The sequence below is a fragment of the Polynucleobacter sp. HIN5 genome (assembly GCF_030297555.1).
In the GTDB taxonomy this organism is placed as follows: domain Bacteria; phylum Pseudomonadota; class Gammaproteobacteria; order Burkholderiales; family Burkholderiaceae; genus Polynucleobacter.
In genome coordinates, this window is sequence record NZ_AP028136.1 from 1,370,391 (window position 1) to 1,391,236 (window position 20,846).

Sequence of the window (20,846 nt, forward strand, 5' to 3'; positions counted from 1 at the left end):
TTATCGCGCACAAGCGAGTTGTGTCGACCCTTCTTCGCACTCTTCACCATTGGCCAGCTGATCTCTCACTTGAACAGATTCATCCATGGCAACTACCACTTCGCCTGTTGTCCCAGTATCCTCATTGAGTCTGAACAGTTTATTAACCTTTAAGGTGGTTGTTAAGGCACTCTTATTAGCGGCTGCTGCGGCAGCGGCAGCGGCACGAGCCTCTTGTACCGGGAAGCTCACTCCGGTTAATCCAATGCCAGAGCCTGTAAAGTTTGTTTCGCCATCAATGATCATGCGACCCGTGCCATTCACATTAAATTGTCCGCCAACCTGCGATATATCAAAGTTAATCATTCCCGTTTGCGATGATTTAAAGGTGGTTGCGAGCGTTGTGGAATCAGCCACAATATTCATGCGATCGGTACTGTAGTTTTGATCAGTAGCGGTTTGTACACCGCTGGTGACATTAATAATGCCGCCAATGTCCAAGCTGGTGCTTAAGCGATCTCTAAATTGCAAAGTCTGAATGTTAGCCGAGTAGAAGGGATTAATCGATCCTACAGCCCCATTAAAGCTGACAATTGGGTAATTTGGATCCGCATCAGTTTCTGCAAAACCATTAAAGATCGAGGCTACTAAGAGCGAGTAAACATCTTTGGCATCGCCATCGACCTTATTATTAAATTCAACAAGAGGATCCATCGACATAAAGGTGCGTGTCTTCACCCGTGAAATCATACGGAACTGTTCAACCGGCTTCGTATTTCTTGTAAACGAGTCGTACAAGAATCCTTCACGACCATTATCACTAATCGTGACATCACCAAAATAAAGTTGCTGCAAGAGCGTAAGCACATCGCCCTTGATGATAATTTGACCAGCACGCACCTCCAATCGACCTAAAGGATTAATCGAACCCACGCTATCGCCCAGCGTGACGGTTCCGGTACCCGCACTCACCGTCAAGTTACTAGACGTTACTTTCGCAGTGCCGTCTAATAATCCATTAAAAGTAATGTTGGCATTCGAGCTCGTGAGCGAAATCGTCGAACCAGTCTCCGGATCAATTACTACATTGCCGTCATAGAGTTGGGCTCCAGTGGTGCGGATATCCTTGCGAATACGGATCGAACCACTCACCCGCAATGAGGTGAGCGTTACGCCATCCGCCAGTTTGAGCTGACCAGCATCGATTACCAAGAGTCCACTACCTAAGGCATCGGCATTACCAAGATTCAAGACAGAATTATTGATCACGGTATTACCCGAATAGGTATTCGCACCCGACAAGGTCAACTCACCGGAGCCTGTCTTAATGAGTGATCCAGTGCCGCCCAAGGGTCCTGTGAAATTGCTATCTAAATTGGTACCACCAATCGTTAAGTTGGCATTAAGTGCTACCGTTCCAGCGCCCAACAAAGCAGCGATACTGTCAGCAGTATTGACGTTATACGTTGCACCACTCGCAACTGTCACGGCCGTGCTATCCGATAAGGTACCGGTGACACTTAAGGTACCCGCATCAATGGTGGTAGTACCGGTGTAGGTGTTGTTGCCGGATAGGATTAAGGTGCCGGTGCCTGCTTTAGTGAGGGCTCCAGTACCGGCCATGATGCCGCCATACGTTAAGGTGGTGGCACTATTGGTGTCGATGGTGCCGCCCGAGCTACCAAGGGTAATACCGCGGTTGGCATTGAGCGTAAAGCTAGCGGTGGTATTTAAGGTACCGCCATTGAGAACTAGTTGACCCGTGGTCGCCGATCCAGGTGCGGTACCTAGGTTGGTATCTGCACCAACCACTAAAGTACCGGCATTAATGGTGGTGGTACCGGTGTAGGTGTTGGTGCCACTCAAGGTGAAGGTGCCGTTACCGACTTTCACGAGGTTACCCGCCCCACTCATCACACCGCTATAGGTAGTGCTATTACTATCACCGGTGGTGAGGGTGAAGGAGGTATTGAGGTTAACAGCACCAGCGCCAGCCAAGGAAGCGATGGTGTCATTGGCGGCGACGTTATACGTGGCGCCACTGGCGACTGTCACGGCCGTGCTATCCGATAAGGTACCGGTGACACTTAAGGTACCCGCATCAATGGTGGTAGTACCGGTGTAGGTGTTGTTGCCGGATAGGATTAAGGTGCCGGTGCCTGCTTTAGTGAGGGCTCCAGTACCGGCCATGATGCCGCCATACGTTAAGGTGGTGGCACTATTGGTGTCGATGGTGCCGCCCGAGCTACCAAGGGTAATACCGCGGTTGGCATTGAGCGTAAAGCTAGCGGTGGTATTTAAGGTACCGCCATTGAGAACTAGTTGACCCGTGGTCGCCGATCCAGGTGCGGTACCTAGGTTGGTATCTGCACCAACCACTAAAGTACCGGCATTAATGGTGGTGGTACCGGTGTAGGTGTTGGTGCCACTCAAGGTGAAGGTGCCGTTACCGACTTTCACGAGGTTACCCGCCCCACTCATCACACCGCTATAGGTAGTGCTATTACTATCACCGGTGGTGAGGGTGAAGGAGGTATTGAGGTTAACAGCACCAGCGCCAGCCAAGGAAGCGATGGTGTCATTGGCGGCGACGTTATACGTGGCGCCACTGGCGACTGTCACGGCCGTGCTATCCGATAAGGTACCGGTGACACTTAAGGTACCCGCATCAATGGTGGTAGTACCGGTGTAGGTGTTGTTGCCACTCAAGGTGAAGGTGCCGTTACCGACTTTCACGAGGTTACCCGCCCCACTCATCACACCGCTATAGGTAGTGCTATTACTATCACCGGTGGTGAGGGTGAAGCTATTGAGGTTGACATTTCCAGCGCCAGCCAAGGAAGCGATGGTGTCATTGGCGGCGACGTTATACGTGGCGCCACTGGCGACTGTCACGGCCGTGCTATCCGATAAGGTACCGGTGACACTTAAGGTACCCGCATCAATGGTGGTAGTACCGGTGTAGGTGTTGTTGCCGGATAGGATTAAGGTGCCGGTGCCTGCTTTCACAAGATTAGTAGAGCCACTAATCACACCAACAACCTCATTGGTTGCGGATGCTGAATTCACAGATAAGGTGGTGAGATTTGAGACGGCACCATTTATAAGGGCTATACCAGTTCCGCTATTAATGGTGAGTGCAGAGCCAGTTGCGCCACCAGTAATACTAATATTTTTAATGGTGGCATTTAATCCTTCACCCCAGGCGTGAATTGCGCGGCCAATATACAAAGTTTGATTTGCGGGCGATAAGTTTCCAGCAACGCTCATGCTGGCTTTGAGAACATTATCGGTAAAGACGCTTAGTGTTCCAATACCGCTCGGGTTTGTATATGTGACTTTTACTGTTCGATAGATACCAGCAGTTCCGCTGTTGCCATTACCAAATAAATCGATCGCACCATAGTTAGTACCCTTTAGATAGAGGCTGTCACCCCTTCCTTGCGTACGAACTAAGACACCGTCTCTGTAATCACCATACGAGAGGATCGTATTCAATCCATCACCAGACATAGCGCCAACGAGATAATCGGCTTGATACGTCCAACTTTGGCCTAAGTTAATACTATTAATAGTGTATGGATTGCTACCATTTTGAGTGGTTGTCCATGTGGTACCGCCAGTTAAATAAGTCGTGGTTGTACCATTGCTAGCACTCACCCCACCACTGATTGTGACTGCACTATTAGTGGTATTGAGATTGATATCTGTTCCAGTAAGGGTGAGATTGCCGCCATAATTCTGTGTACTGATGGTGGTGATATTGCCATCTAAGGAAGCATCACCACTGGTGGTAAGACTCAAGAGGGCTTGGGTGGCACCTACAGTGCTGCTGAAGGTAGTACTGCCAGTGCCAGTGGTGGTGGTCAGGCTATAGTTATTACCACTGTTGCTATTGACTGTACCACTAAAGGTAATCGTGCCATTTCCAGCACTGGAGTTGAGCGTGGTGTTAGCCCCCAAGGTTGTTGCACCAGTGTAGGTTTGATTACCGCTCGTGATAACCGCACCAGCTAAGGTGGAGGTGCCATTGACGGTTAAGCTTGAGCTGCCGGCGCTATTGGTAATCGTGTTGCCAGAGGCCATCACAAGATTATTGATTGTTACTGCCGTTTGCAAATCTAAGATCGAATTACCACTCATGGTGAGGTTGCTTGTCGCCGCACCAAGGGTGCCAGTGCTGGTAATGACTAAAGTACCGGCATTAATGGTGGTGGTACCGGTGTAGGTGTTGGTGCCACTCAAGGTGAAGGTGCCGTTACCGACTTTCACGAGGTTACCCGCCCCACTCATCACACCGCTATAGGTAGTGCTATTACTATCACCGGTGGTGAGGGTGAAGGAGGTATTGAGGTTAACAGCACCAGCGCCAGCCAAGGAAGCGATGGTGTCATTGGCGGCGACGTTATACGTGGCGCCACTGGCGACTGTCACGGCCGTGCTATCCGATAAGGTACCGGTGACACTTAAGGTACCCGCATCAATGGTGGTAGTACCGGTGTAGGTGTTGTTGCCGGATAGGATTAAGGTGCCGGTGCCTGCTTTAGTGAGGGCTCCAGTACCGGCCATGATGCCGCCATACGTTAAGGTGGTGGCACTATTGGTGTCGATGGTGCCGCCCGAGCTACCAAGGGTAATACCGCGGTTGGCATTGAGCGTAAAGCTAGCGGTGGTATTTAAGGTACCGCCATTGAGAACTAGTTGACCCGTGGTCGCCGATCCAGGTGCGGTACCTAGGTTGGTATCTGCACCAACCACTAAAGTACCGGCATTAATGGTGGTGGTACCGGTGTAGGTGTTGGTGCCACTCAAGGTGAAGGTGCCGTTACCGACTTTCACGAGGTTACCCGCCCCACTCATCACACCGCTATAGGTAGTGCTATTACTATCACCGGTGGTGAGGGTGAAGGAGGTATTGAGGTTAACAGCACCAGCGCCAGCCAAGGAAGCGATGGTGTCATTGGCGGCGACGTTATACGTGGCGCCACTGGCGACTGTCACGGCCGTGCTATCCGATAAGGTACCGGTGACACTTAAGGTACCCGCATCAATGGTGGTAGTACCGGTGTAGGTGTTGTTGCCGCTGAAGATCACGGTTCCTAAACCACCCTTGGTGATGCTGTAAGGTCCTGAGATTACGCCACTTAAGGTGAACTGATCACCAACATTAGTAGCACTAATCGTACTATCGGCGGTTAAGGTGACATTACCAGCTAGGGAGCTAGTGACATCTTTGAGAGTGCCACCACTTAAGGTTATTGCTTCCGCACCGACGGCTACATTCTGCAGATCGAGTGTTGCACCACTGGCAATGGTGGTACCGCCAGCGGTGCTACCTAAACCATTGTTGTGGGTCACTACGACCGTACCGGCATTAATCGTCGTTGTACCGGTGTAGGTGTTGTTGCCCGAGAGGGTCAAGGTACCGCTACCGACCTTCACGAGGTTACCCGCCCCACTCATCACACCGCTATAGGTAGTGCTATTACTATCACCGGTGGTGAGGGTGAAGGAGGTATTGAGGTTAACAGCACCAGCGCCAGCCAAGGAAGCGATGGTGTCATTGGCGGCGACGTTATACGTGGCGCCACTGGCGACTGTCACGGCCGTGCTATCCGATAAGGTACCGGTGACACTTAAGGTACCCGCATCAATGGTGGTAGTACCGGTGTAGGTGTTGTTGCCGGAGAGGATTAAGGTGCCGGTACCGGTTTTGGCAACACCACCCGTTCCTGAAATTACACCAGCTACGCTACTGGAGGCGCTGGTAGTGGTGACCGACAGTGTTGCCAGATTCGAAACCGATCCGCTGATATTTAGTGTTGCGCTAGTCACGGATAAACTTGCACTCACATTAACGCCACTGGTTGCAGCCTGATACTGACTCAATATTGTCGCTGGCGTGAGAACTGTATTGTAGTAAGCCACATTACTAATACCGCCATTAAAGTATTGTGGGCCATAGGTCCTATTACCCACCATCAGTGCTGCACCAGCCCCTGTGGATACCGCTCCAGATATTGGATAGTTTGTTTGGATCGCCGATCCATTGGCATACACATTAAGTTGCGAACCATTGCTCGTCAAGACGATCTGTGTCCATGAACCAGTGGCCGGTAAATAGTTATTGGCGTTAATCCAAGCCCAGCCTGGGCTGGAGTTTGCAATAGCCCACTCAATACGATTACCTTGGATTGCAATCTCGTATTGATTTTCTTTATTCATGATCATGCCATTACCGCCGGCATTGTTCTTCACCCAGGCAACCATCGTGAATGAGCCTGAACCCGGATTTAATGTCGCCTGATTCGGATAAGTTAAGTAACTCGATCCAGGCACATACATCGCAGTGGTATCAGCAAACAATCCGGCTGTTCTTCCTGGGCCACCTGCGGAACTCTCAATGAAATAAGTACCGTTGCCGCCTAAAGTTCCTAAGTTGGTTGCTGTGCTCGAATTAATTGCATCGGTGAGCGGTATGAACACTAACGGATTACTGCTTAATACCTCAGCCTCGTATGAAGCCTGGCTGGCCACCACACCACTTCCCTTAGAAATATTACCTAAAACATTTACATTAGCTGTTCCAGCGTTGACTGTGAGACTCGCACTCAAAACTAAATTGCTATTAAAGTTAATGTCGGAATTCGAGGTTTGCAAGCTAGCGTCACCCGTCACAGAAACTTCGCCCCCATAACTCTGTACTCCCGTCGTGGTCACATTACCAGCGAGCGATGTCGCACCACTGGTGGTGAGGCTTGCTAGAGCTTGGGTAGCACCTACCGTACTACTGAAGGTGGTGCTACCAGTACCGGTAGTGGTAGTGAGGCTGTAGTTGTTGCCACTATTACTGTTGACCGTACTACTAAAGGTAATCGTGCCATTGCCAGCACCACTATTGGAGATGAGGCTGGTGTTCGCCAGTAAGGTGCTTGCACCGGTATAGGTTTGATCACCACTCGTGGTGATCGTGCCGGCTAGGCTCGATGTGCCATTGACCGTGAGGCTTGATGTACCAGTGCTATTGGTGATGGTGTTGCCACTAGCGAGCACCAGATTCGCCACCGTGAGGCTCTTTTGTAGATCCAGCGATGCCGTGCCACTCAAGGTGAGATTGTTCGTGCTGGCACCTAAGCTACCGGAACCACTCACAACCACCGTACCGGCATTGATGGTGGTGCTGCCACCGCTGTAGGTATTGGCACCGGTGAGGTTCAAAGTACCGCTACCGGCTTTGGTGAGGCTATACGCACCACCGATGGCACCCGAGAGGGTTAAGGTACCATCAGCAGTGATGGTGCTATCACTACTGAGGGTGATGGTGCCAGCAATCGCACCCGTACCGGCGGTGGTTTGTAAGGCACCGCCACTGAGGGTAATCGGCTCAGACCCGATGTTGGCTTGGAGATCCAAGATACCGCCACTCACGGTGGTACCGGTTCCCGTACCACCCAAGGCGTTGTCATGGGTAACGACTAAAGTACCCGCGCTCACGGTGGTGAGTCCCGTATAGGTATTGGCGACCGAGAAGGTGGTGCTACCACTACCGGTTTGATTGACGGCACCTGTACCACCGATCGCGTTCGCTACCGTCATGGCATTGCTGCGATTGAAGGTCAAGGTACCGTTATTGGTAACGGCGCCACTGCCTAAGGTACCGGTGGTACTGGCGTTGCCGATTTGGAGGGTAGCGCCACTGTTAATCGTGGTGGTACCGTAACTGTTATCTGCGGTCAAGGTCACGGTGTCGGTACCAGCCTGCACCACACTACCGCTACCACTAATCGCATTGGCTACCGTCATCGCATTGCTGCGATTGAAGGTCAAGGTACCGTTATTGGTAACAGCGCCACTGCCTAAGGTGCCGGTGGTGCTGGCGTTACTGATTTGCAAGGTAGCGCCACTATTAATCGTGGTGGTGCCATAGCTATTATCTGCGGTCAGAGTCACGGTATTAGTACCAGCCTGCACCACACTACCGCTACCGCTAATCGCGTTCGCTACCGTCATGGCATTGCTACGATTAAAGGTCAAGGTACCGTTATTGGTAACGGCGCCACTGCCTAAGGTGCCGGTGGTGCTGGCGTTGCCGATTTGTAATGTAGCGCCACTATTGATGGTGGTGGTACCGGTGTAGGTATTGGTTCCAGTAAATAATTCAGTGCCTGAAGTAATCACGAGAGCACCACCAGTACCGTCAATTGCGCCAGCAAATGTTCCGGCAGCATTGCTCAGGGTTAAGGTTTTTGCGCCCAAGGCAACAGTGCCTGCGCTATTGCCAGTCAGACTAATCACCGTAATGCCCGAGCCACTCGCACCACTGATATCGAAGTTTGCATTGTTATTGACCGTACTGTTGGTGATCGAGCCACTGCCACTGATGCTCAGAGTACCTGCAGTAATCGTAGTGCTACCGGTATACGTATTGGTATTCGTGAGAGTTACAGTATTTGCGCCCACTTTATTCAAGTTGTACGCATTGCCACCATCACCAATTGCGCCACTAATCGTGAAGTCGTGGGTACCGCCCAAGGACGTATGCCCCGTGAATGTGAGGCTACCGCTTGCCACACCGGTCGTGCCGCTGGTGCTGGTGAGTGCGCCAACCGTGGCACTGGTGCCAGTACCAATCAAGTTGAGATTATTCGCAACGGTATACCCTGCTAAATCTAAAGTGGCGTCACTAGCAATCGTAATTGCACCGGTACCAAACGCGCTGGTGCTAATCGAGCCACCACTCATCACACTGCTAACTCCAGCCTTGAGCGTTCCGCCATTAACAGTGGTACCACCGGTATAGGTATTGTTAGCCGCCAAGGTTTGTGTTCCAGCAGTAAGCACGATGCCGCCACTACCACTGACCACACCGCTGAGTGATCCACTTGCACTAGCAATAGTCAGAACCTTGCTACCGAGCGTAGTGGTACCGGATCCCGCAATACTCGTCACAGTGGCGCCGGATGTGCTCGCACTAATGTCAAAGTTGGCGTTATTGGTGAGGCCACTCGAGCTTGCAATACTTCCCGATCCCGACAGCGCTAAAGTACCATCACTGATGGTGGTGGCGCCATCAAAAGTATTGATATTGGTAAGCGTGAGCGTGCCTGCTCCCGATTTTGTGAGGGTTGCGGATGTGCCTGCCAAGATGGCGCCAATTGTGATTGGATTAGCTACGTTGTTGTTAATGGTGAAGGCGGTACCCGTTAATACGCCCGAGGTGCTTAGGATTTCACCGGCACTAATCGTGAGGTTACCCGCGTTGAGGTTGGTTGTACCCAAATCCAATTCACCACCCGCAATCGTGACATTACCACCCGTGGGCAAGACACCGCTGCCCGAGAGAACGACTCTACCGGCGTTAATGGTGGTAGTGCCGGTATAGGTGTTCACGCCTGTGAGGGTTACGGTACCAGTACCATTGTTGACCACATTGGTGCTGCCACTAATTGCCCCAACGATTTGGTTAGAGGTGCTCGACGAGTTCATGGTAAGTGTTGCAACATTCGCAACCGTACCGCTCATGGTGATCGCACCAGAACCTGTTTGGATACCTAAATTGCCATATGTCGCTGAGCCACCCGTTAACACGATTGAGCTCACCCCACCAATACCCGAAGAGATATTAAATGAACCGCTCGTAAAGGTTTCACTACGACCTACGGTAACTTGATGCTCCCACACGGTTGCTGAGCCATTCGATACCCTGATGGACTGAGCGCGATCATTCCAAACAATTCCAGATACAGGACGATCAAAGTATGGGTTGTAGTCGTAACTGCCAGCACCAGTAAAGACATAGGTATTACCGGTTTGATTTAAACCATCATACAAAGTCACTGAAACCGTTCCAGATGAAGCAAGTGTGGCAATCACATTACCCCCCACCGTCACCGCACTATTGGTGGTGTTAAGGTTGATGTCTGCTCCAGTGAGTGTGAGATTGCCGCCGTAGTTTTGAACACCCGTGGTGGTCACATTACCAGCGAGCGATGTCGCACCACTGGTGGTGAGGCTTGCTAGAGCTTGGGTAGCACCTACCGTACTACTGAAGGTGGTGCTACCAGTACCGGTAGTGGTAGTGAGGCTGTAGTTGTTGCCACTATTACTGTTGACCGTACTACTAAAGGTAATCGTGCCATTGCCAGCACCACTATTGGAGATGAGGCTGGTGTTCGCCAGTAAGGTGCTTGCACCGGTATAGGTTTGATCACCACTCGTGGTGATCGTGCCGGCTAGGCTCGATGTGCCATTGACCGTGAGGCTTGATGTACCAGTGCTATTGGTGATGGTGTTGCCACTAGCGAGCACCAGATTCGCCACCGTGAGGCTCTTTTGTAGATCCAGCGATGCCGTGCCACTCAAGGTGAGATTGTTCGTGCTGGCACCTAAGCTACCGGAACCACTCACAACCACCGTACCGGCATTGATGGTGGTGCTGCCACCGCTGTAGGTATTGGCACCGGTGAGGTTCAAAGTACCGCTACCGGCTTTGGTGAGGCTATACGCACCACCGATGGCACCCGAGAGGGTTAAGGTACCATCAGCAGTGATGGTGCTATCACTACTGAGGGTGATGGTGCCAGCAATCGCACCCGTACCGGCGGTGGTTTGTAAGGCACCGCCACTGAGGGTAATCGGCTCAGACCCGATGTTGGCTTGGAGATCCAAGATACCGCCACTCACGGTGGTACCGGTTCCCGTACCACCCAAGGCGTTGTCATGGGTAACGACTAAAGTACCCGCGCTCACGGTGGTGAGTCCCGTATAGGTATTGGCGACCGAGAAGGTGGTGCTACCACTACCGGTTTGATTGACGGCACCTGTACCACCGATCGCGTTCGCTACCGTCATGGCATTGCTGCGATTGAAGGTCAAGGTACCGTTATTGGTAACGGCGCCACTGCCTAAGGTACCGGTGGTACTGGCGTTGCCGATTTGGAGGGTAGCGCCACTGTTAATCGTGGTGGTACCGTAACTGTTATCTGCGGTCAAGGTCACGGTGTCGGTACCAGCCTGCACCACACTACCGCTACCACTAATCGCATTGGCTACCGTCATCGCATTGCTGCGATTGAAGGTCAAGGTACCGTTATTGGTAACAGCGCCACTGCCTAAGGTGCCGGTGGTGCTGGCGTTACTGATTTGCAAGGTGCCAGCACTAATGGTTGTGGTTCCAGTGTAGGCGTTATTGGTGTCGATACGTAAAGTACCTGGGCCTGTTTTTGCGAGTGAAGTCGCACCGCCAATGCTACCTTCCATCGTACTGGTTGATGTCGCCTTATTCGTTTGGAAGGTCAGTACCTTACCCGTACCCAAGGTAATCGATGTGCCACTGTACATATAGATCGTCGAGTGTGCGAGGGTCAAGTTGCCAAGCACGTCGGTCGCCGCAATCGCGATGTTATGAGTGACTTGCATAAAACTGTTTTCACCACAATCGCTTAGGCAACCGTAGGTCAAGGTATTGCTCGCACGTAAATTACGCAGATCGCTCAAGTACAAACCGACTGTATCGTCGTATTTAAGTCCCAAGAGAACGTTCCAGGGTCCTACTGAAACTGTGATGTTGGGGGCGGTCACACCGCGATTAGCAAACTTCAGATGGTCGTTCGATAAATTACCATTGGGCGCAGCTGTGAAGGTAATCGTGCCGTTGGTCGAACTTGCTATATCGCCAGAGCCACTGCGAATATAGATGTATCCCGTGCCACCCGTGACGTTAATCGCTCCACTGCTACTAGTGAGACTTGCACCGGAGGTCAAATCAACGGTTGTGGCAGCCACTACATTAATGGCATTCGAACTCTGAGTGCTAATGGCACTGTTAACGGTAATGGTGTCGCCATAGAGCGTCACTGGACCGGTAATATTGATGGCGCTCGAGAGGGTCAGGTTCGAGGTATTCGAACTCTTACCGAGGGTTACGCCCGCCAAGGTACTATCAAAGGTGATGCCACTGACGGTCAGGGTGCCACTGAAGCTGGTACCGACTGGTTCAATTGTGAGACTACCTGAACCCGAATACGTACTGGTGGATAAGCTTGGGGCATTGTTACGAATAATGAGTGCACCACCACTAATTGTCGTGGCTCCTGAATAGGTTTGGCTACCGGTTAAGGTGAGCGTATTGCTACCGAGTTTGCTCACAGAACCGGTGCCACTGATATTGCCTGTATACGTTTGGCTATCCGAGCGGTTCAATTGCAACACTGAATTGTTCACAATATGACCGGCCACAGAGCCAACAGTACCGCCCGCACCCAATGTGAGCGTTCCAGCACTAATGGTGGTGCTGCCGGTATAGGTTTGATCGGCGGCAAAGATTAAGTTGCCGGTACCGGTTTTCACCAAGGTGCCGCCGGAACTGGTGAGCGCAGTAGCTAAGGTCACAGTCTCACCATTGGTATCAATCGCATAGGCTTGATTGGCCGCATTACTAAAGCGTGCCGAGTGATCAGCGGTGTAGCTTGCGGTGTATTGCAAGGTACCGCCAGCAAATGAGATCGTACCGGTGCTACCTAGTGCGGTGTTTGCAGCGATGCGTACTGTGCCACTACTTAAGATGGTGTTGCCATAGGTGTTATTGCCCCCAAGCACTACGGTGCCAGTTTGACTGTTGCCGTTGATAGTGAGGGCATAAGTACCACCCGTAATATCACCTAAGTAGGTGAGCGTCTCTCCAGAAGCCGCTTGCAAGCCACTCGCAGCGGTCAACGTGAGTGCACGATTGGCATGCAAGGTGAAACTTGCATTCGCTAAAAGTGCGCCACCGTTTAAGGTAAGGCGACCGGCACTAGCACCGAGGTTGGTATCAGCGCCCACCGAGAGCACTCCGCTATCGACTGTGATTGCACCCGAGAAAGAGCTATCGTTTGCAGCGCTCAGGGTCACAGTGGCAGAGCCGATGAGCGTCAAGTTAGCCGAACCCGTTAACGCGCCACTCATGAGAATGTTGCCAGCGCCACCGACTGAGGCGTTGGCGGCTAAGGTCACCGTGCCACTAGCCACACCCTCTGCGCTCGTTACGGAATTGGTAAGCGCACCAATGGCACCATAACTACCCGATAAGTTGAGTGCATTACCAATCGTCTTGCCATAGAGATCAATTGCACCGCCACCGGAAACGGTAATGAGGCCCGTTCCAAATGGACCGCTGGTGACAGGCGATCCCGTTGAGTTATCGCCCGCTTGCAAAGTACCCGCGGATACGATGGTGCCGCCCGAGTAGGTGTTGGCGTTCGTTAGCACTAAGATACCACTACCCGTTTTGGTGACGGAGCGACTACCACCCGTTTCACTAATCACGCCAGAGATTGTCAAGGTACCGCTCGCCACATCAAAGGTGGTATTCGTTGAAAGCGTTAAGGCTCCCGAGAATGCGCCCGACCCCGAGGAGGTCGCAAGCGATCCGCCATTGAGAATAATCGGCTCTGCACCAACATCCGCCTGCAGATCCAAGATGCCACCATTCACGGTAATGCCTTGGCCGCTGGAACCTAAGGCAGAAGCATTGGTTACGATGAGCGTGCCCGATGTGAGCGTCGTTAAGCCTTGATAGGAGTTCGTACCCGACAGGGTATAGGTTCCAGATCCAGCAAACTCCACCGTACCCGTTCCAGAAATCGCGCGACTAATGGTTTGTGCGCCCGCTAAATTAAAGACGAGGTTGCCATTATTCGTAATCGCACCCGTGCCCAAGGAGTTGGTACTGCCACCATTGCCTACTTGTAAAGTACCGCCACCAATGGTGATCGTACTCGCGCCATTGGTGCCCGTTAAGATCACGGTGCCCGTTTGACCGGCGCCATTGATCGTGAGCGGATTGTTACCAGTAATCACGCCGCCGTAGGTTAAGGTCTTTGTCGCACTTGCCGCGAGTCCGCCACCAGAAGTTCCCAGCGTAATGCCACGATTGCTATCTAAGGTAAATGTTTCGCTGGCTTGTAAAGCGCCATTGTTGAGTGTGATCGCAGCCGCATTCAACGTACTAATCGTACCGAGTGCAGCATCAGCATGAATCACCACGATACCGCCATTAATGGTGGTTGCTCCGGTAAAGCTGTTGTTCGCACTCAAGGTTAAGGTACCGTCACCCGACTTAGTCAAGGTACCGCTGCCGGTGGCAATACTTGAACTAATCGTGGTGTTGCCCGCACCACCGATGGTCAGATTTTTGTCACTGCCACCCACTGCGCCTGCAATGGTGAGTGTGCCGCCAGTGTTCACACTGAGAGTCGCAGCACTACCCAAGGTGATCGCGGTATTACTATCACCCAGCGAACTGGTTCCGCCCAGTACGAGACTGCCATTGACGGTGATGCCCGAAGGTGCGACTGCTGTCAAACCATTGCTGTAAGTTTGCGAACCACCGCTTGCTCCCAATGTCAGCGCACCAGTGTTACCAAAGGTCACCGTATCCGTAATCGTGCCAGTAGCTCCTAATAACTCAAGATTATTAACGCTACTTGCCACAGTCAGAGCTTGTGCAGTGATGCCTCCTGTAAAGCTCGTTGTACCACCAATGTTCTCAAGGGCTAAGGCTCCAGTGCCCGAGAAGCTGGTACCAGTCACACTTGCGCCTGCCGCACTACTTCCAGTTGACAGGGTTAAGTTATAGGATGAGCCAGTGACTGCACCCAAGGTAATGCCGGCTGTATCAGCGCTTGCATTGGTGTTAAGAACGGTATTTGCGCCCAAGGTAACAGCACCGAAGGTCATCGGGCTATTGGTGCTGTTAATCGTTCCCTTTAAGGTCGTGGCCGATGGACTCGTTGCAGTTATTCCACCGGCATAGGTTTGTGTGCCACCGGATGCGCCCAAGGCGAGTGTCCCGGTATTGTTAAATACCACCGCGTTGGTTACGCTTGTATCACTTGCATTTAATGCAAGGTTGTAGCTTCCCGCAGCAACGCTTAAGGATGGTGTACTTAATACACCATTAAAGGCAACCGTTCCAGTGGTTGCGCTGATCACGACGCCACTCGTGACGGTGACATTGCCACCGAAGGTTCCGCCACCGGAATTGGTCAGAGTGAGAGTGCCAATATCGGTGCCAATCGCCCCGGTAATGCTTACTGCACCTGTCGTATTAATTACAACATTTGAAGGCAATCCACCCGCTGTGCCCGTAATCGAGGCCACCGTAATCGCCCCCGAATTACCACCGCCTAAATTGAGTGTGACACCGTCACCCAAGATCACATTATTGAGCGTGATCGATGAGGTACCAAAATCAAAGGTGCTGGTTTGATTGAGGAAGCTTGTTGTTCCGCCCATATTGAACGAGCAGTTCACGCTACTAGTACATTGTGTGGGATCGCCCGCAGTGAAGGTACCCGCAAGAATATTATTCCCCGTGGTATGTGTAATACCGCGTGAGAAGGTTAAGGTATCGCTCGTGCTATCGCCAAAGTACACATCACCGGTGGTACTCAGAGTCACAGCACTCGTCACATCGGTCACCGAACCAAAGAACTTAATATTAGCCGTGCCGCCAGCGTTACTCATAGCGCCGGCATAGAGGTTATTGCTAAATTCAATAGTGCCGGAGCTCGTGGTCAATGCAAGCGTTGAGATGCGATCACCAGCCCCGCCGACCGAACCACCAAAGGTAATGCCGCCAGAGTTAGTGATGGTGAGGGTACCAATATCCGTGCCAATGCTGCCACTCAAAGTAACCACATCGCTCGTATTGATCGTGATGTGCGATTTAGCACCAGCGGCGGTTCCAGAAATCGAGCTTAAGGTCATGGGTGTGGCCGCGCCAGCGCCAAGCGTCAAGGTGGCGCCATCATCCAAGGTCACCGCCCCTAAGGTAATTCGGCCCGTGGTGGGGCTTAGTGTTGTGCTTACCTCAAAGCGTACTGGCACATTGATAAACAACTCACTGGCAGTAGCTGAAATTGTCTGGGCCTTAATCGTGACCGCAGAGGCATTGGCGATCGATAGGCCACCCACAAAACTAAAGGTATCTGTCGCAAAGTCACCCAAACGAATCGTGCCCGTGTTGTAGAACGTGGCAGTTGTTGTAATAGTTGTAGCACCAACTGCTGAGGCAATATTGTTTAGCGTAATGGCAAAAGCATTGGAACCGCTACTTGCACCAACGATCAAGGCTTGCGCAACGATGGTGCCATTGACCGTAATGGTTCCAGTCTGACTACCGTCTCCCACTGTAAGAGCACCAATTCGGGTGGAAGACCCGATCACACCAGAGAGCGTGATCACTCCACCTTTGGATTTAAGGGTAAGCGTCTCAACCCCAGCGGTAGTTCCTTGAATAGGTCCATGGATCGTAATCGCTGCACCAGCCCCTGAGTTGGCATAGGTATTGATCATGGTGTTCGCTGCTAAGGTCGTGGTGACCGCCGTTGCACCAATGGAAACTGCCGCACTATCGGTATTGATGGTTCCGGCCAGCGTGATAGCCGATGGTGCAGTAGCAATTAAAGCAGCACCAAAACTGAGCGTCCCCCCACTCGCACCCAGCGTTAAGGTACCGGTGTTGCTAAAGGTGACCGCATTGGTGATCGTGCCACTCGTGCCATTGAGCGCTACGTTATACGCTTGGGCTGCGGTATTGAGTGTGGATGCAGTCAACGCACCATTAAATGCGATCGTGCCAACAGTATTAGTAAGCGTTACCGTCGTTGCATTTACGGCACCGCTAAAGGTTGTGCCACCGGAGTGGGTAATGGTGAGCGTACCCACACCAGAGACCGATGAGCCAGTAATTTCTGCGCCCGCTACGCCACCAGTGACGAGTGTCAGGTTATTGGTGGCACCTGTAATTGCACCGATGGTGAGATCAGCGACGTTGGTAGTGGCATTGGTATTGAGCGTCGTCGCAGCACCTAAGGTAATCGCACCGAAGCTCATCGCCGCATTGCTACTACTAATAGTGCCACTAATGGTGCGTGCACTTGGTGCGGTCGCTGTTAAACCACCAGTGAAGGCTAAGGTGCCCCCACTCGCGCCGAGCGTCAACGTACCAGTGTTGCTGAAGGTCACCGCATTGGTGATCGTGCCGGTGGTAGCGTTGAGTGCGAGGTTGTACCCTGCACTATTGGTGTTCAGGGTGGTCGCGGTGAGTGCACCATTGAAGGTGATCGCACCGGTGGTGTCGGTCAGGGTCACGGTAGTGGCACCAACAGTACTACTGAAGGTGGTGCCGCCCGAGTTGGTAATGGTGAGTGTGCCGATGTTGGTACCAACGGCACCACTGACAGTGACTGCGCCCGTAGTGTTAATGGTGAGGTTTGCACTACCACTCGATGGTCCAGTGACCGTGGTGAGGCTAATCGGCGTGGCAGCACCAGCGCCGATCGTCAGATTGTTATTGAGATTAATCGCACCGGTGGTAATTTGACCGGTCGAAGTACCGCCAATGGTGGAGGTACCACCGATGGTCAGTGCCGTATTGCTATCACCCAAGGTAATGACGCCAGTACCGGCTGCACTCACTGTACCGTTCACAGTAATTGCACTAGGAGCCGTGGCGGTGACGCCGCCAGTAAACGCAGTGGTATCACCGCCATTACCCAAGGTCACTGTACCGGTATTGGCAAAGGTGGTTGCACCGGCGATGCTATTACTTGAACCATTGAGTGCGATGTTGTAAGCCGCAGAGCCAGCACCGACGGTCATGCCGGTGCCAACGGTGAGGTTGTCACTGAAGGTGATGGTGTTTGTAGCGGAAGTACTAGTGATGGTAAGTGTTGCGACACTTACCGAACCACTCAACGAAGTGCCACCCGAGTTGGTAATGGTAAGCGTACCAATATCGGTGCCAATCGTGCTCGAGACGGTGACAGCACCGGTGGTATTAATCGTCAGGTTCGAACTCGTACCATCTGCAGTACCCGCAATTGAGGAGAGGCTAATCGCGTTGGCAATGCCCGTACCAATGGTGAGGGTCACACCATCAGCGAGCGTAGTGGCGCCTAGGGTGATGGTGCCGGTGGATCCCCCTCCCAATGCCGTATTGGCCAAAACACTCACTGGGGTCGTGCCCAAATTGAGCGCGCTGGTACCGTAGGTAATCGAAATCGTTCCCGATAAATACTTGGTACTTGGTGCGATGGCCGTGACGCCGTAACTAAAGACTAAGGTTCCCCCACTCGCACCTAAGGTTAAGGTGCCGGTATTACTAAAGGTCACCGCATTGGTGATCGTACCGCTCGTGGCATTGAGCGCTACGTTATACGCTTGAGCAGCAGTATTGAGTGTGGTGGCAGTCAATGCACCATTGAACGCAATCGTACCAACAGTGTTGGTGAGCGTGACGGTGGTGGCACTCACCGTACTGCTAAAAGTCGTACCACCCGAGTTGGTGATGGTGAGCGTTCCCACATCAGAGACCGACGAGCCACTAATTTCTGCGCCAGCTACACCGCCAGTTACTAAGGTGAGGTTATATGTTGCACCAGTCACTGCACCGATGGTGAGATCGGCGACGTTGGTGGTGGCATTCGTATTGAGCGTCGTCGCAGCACCTAAGGTAATGGAACCAAAGCTCATGGCCCCATTGGTGCTACTAATGGTTCCTTTGAGTGTTCTTGAACTTGGTGCGGTCGCTGTTAAACCACCGGTGAAGGCTAAGGTGCCACCACTCGCACCTAAGGTTAAGGTGCCGGTGTTACTGAAGGTCACCGCATTGGTGATCGTGCCGGTGGTAGCGTTGAGCGCCAGGTTGTACCCTGCACTATTGGTGTTCAGGGTGGTCGCGGTGAGTGCACCATTGAAGGTGATCGCACCGGTGGTGTCGGTCAAGGTGACGGTGGTGGCGCCAACAGTACTACTAAAGGTGGTGCCACCCGAGTTGGTAATGGTGAGTGTGCCGATGTTGGTACCAACGGCACCACTGACAGTGACTGCGCCCGTAGTGTTAATGGTGAGGTTTGCACTACCACTCGATGGTCCAGTGACCGTGGTGAGGCTAATCGGCGTGGCAGCACCAGCGCCGATCGTCAGATTGTTATTGAGATTAATCGCACCGGTGGTAATTTGACCGGTCGAAGTACCGCCAATGGTGGAGGTACCACCGATGGTCAGTGCCGTATTGCTATCACCCAAGGTAATGACGCCAGTACCGGCTGCACTCACTGTACCGTTCACAGTAATTGCACTAGGAGCCGTGGCGGTGACGCCGCCAGTAAACGCAGTGGTATCACCGCCATTACCCAAGGTCACTGTACCGGTATTGGCAAAGGTGGTTGCACCGGCGATGCTATTACTTGAACCATTGAGTGCGATGTTGTAAGCCGCAGAGCCAGCACCGACGGTCATGCCGGTGCCAACGGTGAGGTTGTCACTGAAGGTGATGGTGTTTGTAGCGGAAGTACTAGTGATGGTAAGTGTTGCGACACTTACCGAACCACTCAACGAAGTGCCACCCGAGTTGGTAATGGTAAGCGTACCAATATCGGTGCCAATCGTGCTCGAGACGGTGACAGCACCGGTGGTATTAATCGTCAGGTTCGAACTCGTACCATCTGCAGTACCCGCAATTGAGGAGAGGCTAATCGCGTTGGCAATGCCCGTACCAATGGTGAGGGTCACACCATCAGCGAGCGTAGTGGCGCCTAGGGTGATGGTGCCGGTGGAGGTTCCACCCACCGTCGTGTTTGAATTAGCAGTAATCGGTACGTCTAGGTTAATCACACTGGTGCCAGCAGCACTGACCGTGCCGCCAAGGAAAATACGACTTGGTGCCGTTGCGGTAACACCGCCAGTAAACGCAGTCGTATCACCACCATTGCCTAGGGTCACCGTACCGGTATTAGCAAGTGTGGTTGCACCGGCGATGCTATTACTTGAACCATTGAGTACAACGTTATATGCAGCAGAGCCAGCACCGACGGTCATGCCAGTGCTTAGAGTTAGGTTGCCCGAGAAGGTGACTGCATTACCGGCCGTAGTACTCGTAATAATGAAGGAGGCGGCACTCACTGCCCCACTAAAGGTCGTACCACCTGAATTGGTAATCGTGATCGACCCAATGTCAGTCCCGATCGTGGTGGTGATTCCAACCGTGCTTATTGAATTAATCACGACGTACGATGCGGTACCGCCAGCAGTACCTGCAATCGAATTAATCGTAATGGTTGCGGGTCCACCATTCCCCAGGGTGATCGTCACACCATCGGCCAGAGTAATGTTTCCAAGAACAACGGCATCCGATGGATTGATGTAGGTGGTATCAGCGCTAAGTGTCAAGCCACGGCTAGCACCCAAGTTATAGCGATAGGTGGTATCGATACTTCCCACCACCGTGTTGCCTGTGCCGGTAAGGGTTAATTCATAGAGCGCGATCGTGCCACCAACATTTCCAAGCGTAATGGTGCCAGAACCGTTGGCAATGGTTAATGAGTAAGTACCAGCCGCTGTTCCGGTACCACCATCAATCGTGCCCGTCGTGACATTGGCATTGGTGGTGGTAATCGTTGGGCTAAAGAACAGTTGGGTGGAGCGTGATGCGCCCTTTAAGTCAATCGCGCCGGTGGTAGTCAGACTGCCACGCAACTGATTAATACCGGTACCCAATAAGGTCAGGCTAGCAAGGCTTGTACTGTTACCCACATTCGCCAAATCAATGATACCTGCCCCGTTAGAAATGCTAAACGCAAAGGCGCCATTGGTATCACCCAATGTAATGGTTCCAGCCGAATTACTGGTTAGCGTTGTGGCCGCAACCAGGGTATTGGTTCGTGATGTACCTTTCAGATTAATCGCACCAGTTGCGGTGATTGCGCTCGGTAAGGTATTGACCCCCGTTCCCTGTAAGGTAAGGGAACTAATGGCAGTGGTACCGCCCACAACACCACCAAAACTAATCGCTCCAGAACCAGGATTAATGGTGAGCGCTT

General features: G+C 52.4%; 1 protein-coding gene (only partly in view). It reads right to left on the reverse strand.

Annotated elements, in window-relative coordinates; genetic code table 11:
- Nucleotides 1-20,846: the 3' portion of an autotransporter-associated beta strand repeat-containing protein gene (locus tag QUE61_RS07170; protein ID WP_286306560.1), read on the reverse strand. The gene runs 29,941 nt beyond the window's last position; the window shows 20,846 of its 50,787 coding nt (coding positions 29,942-50,787); its start codon lies off the right edge, out of view — the gene reads right to left on this strand; it ends in the stop codon at nucleotides 1-3.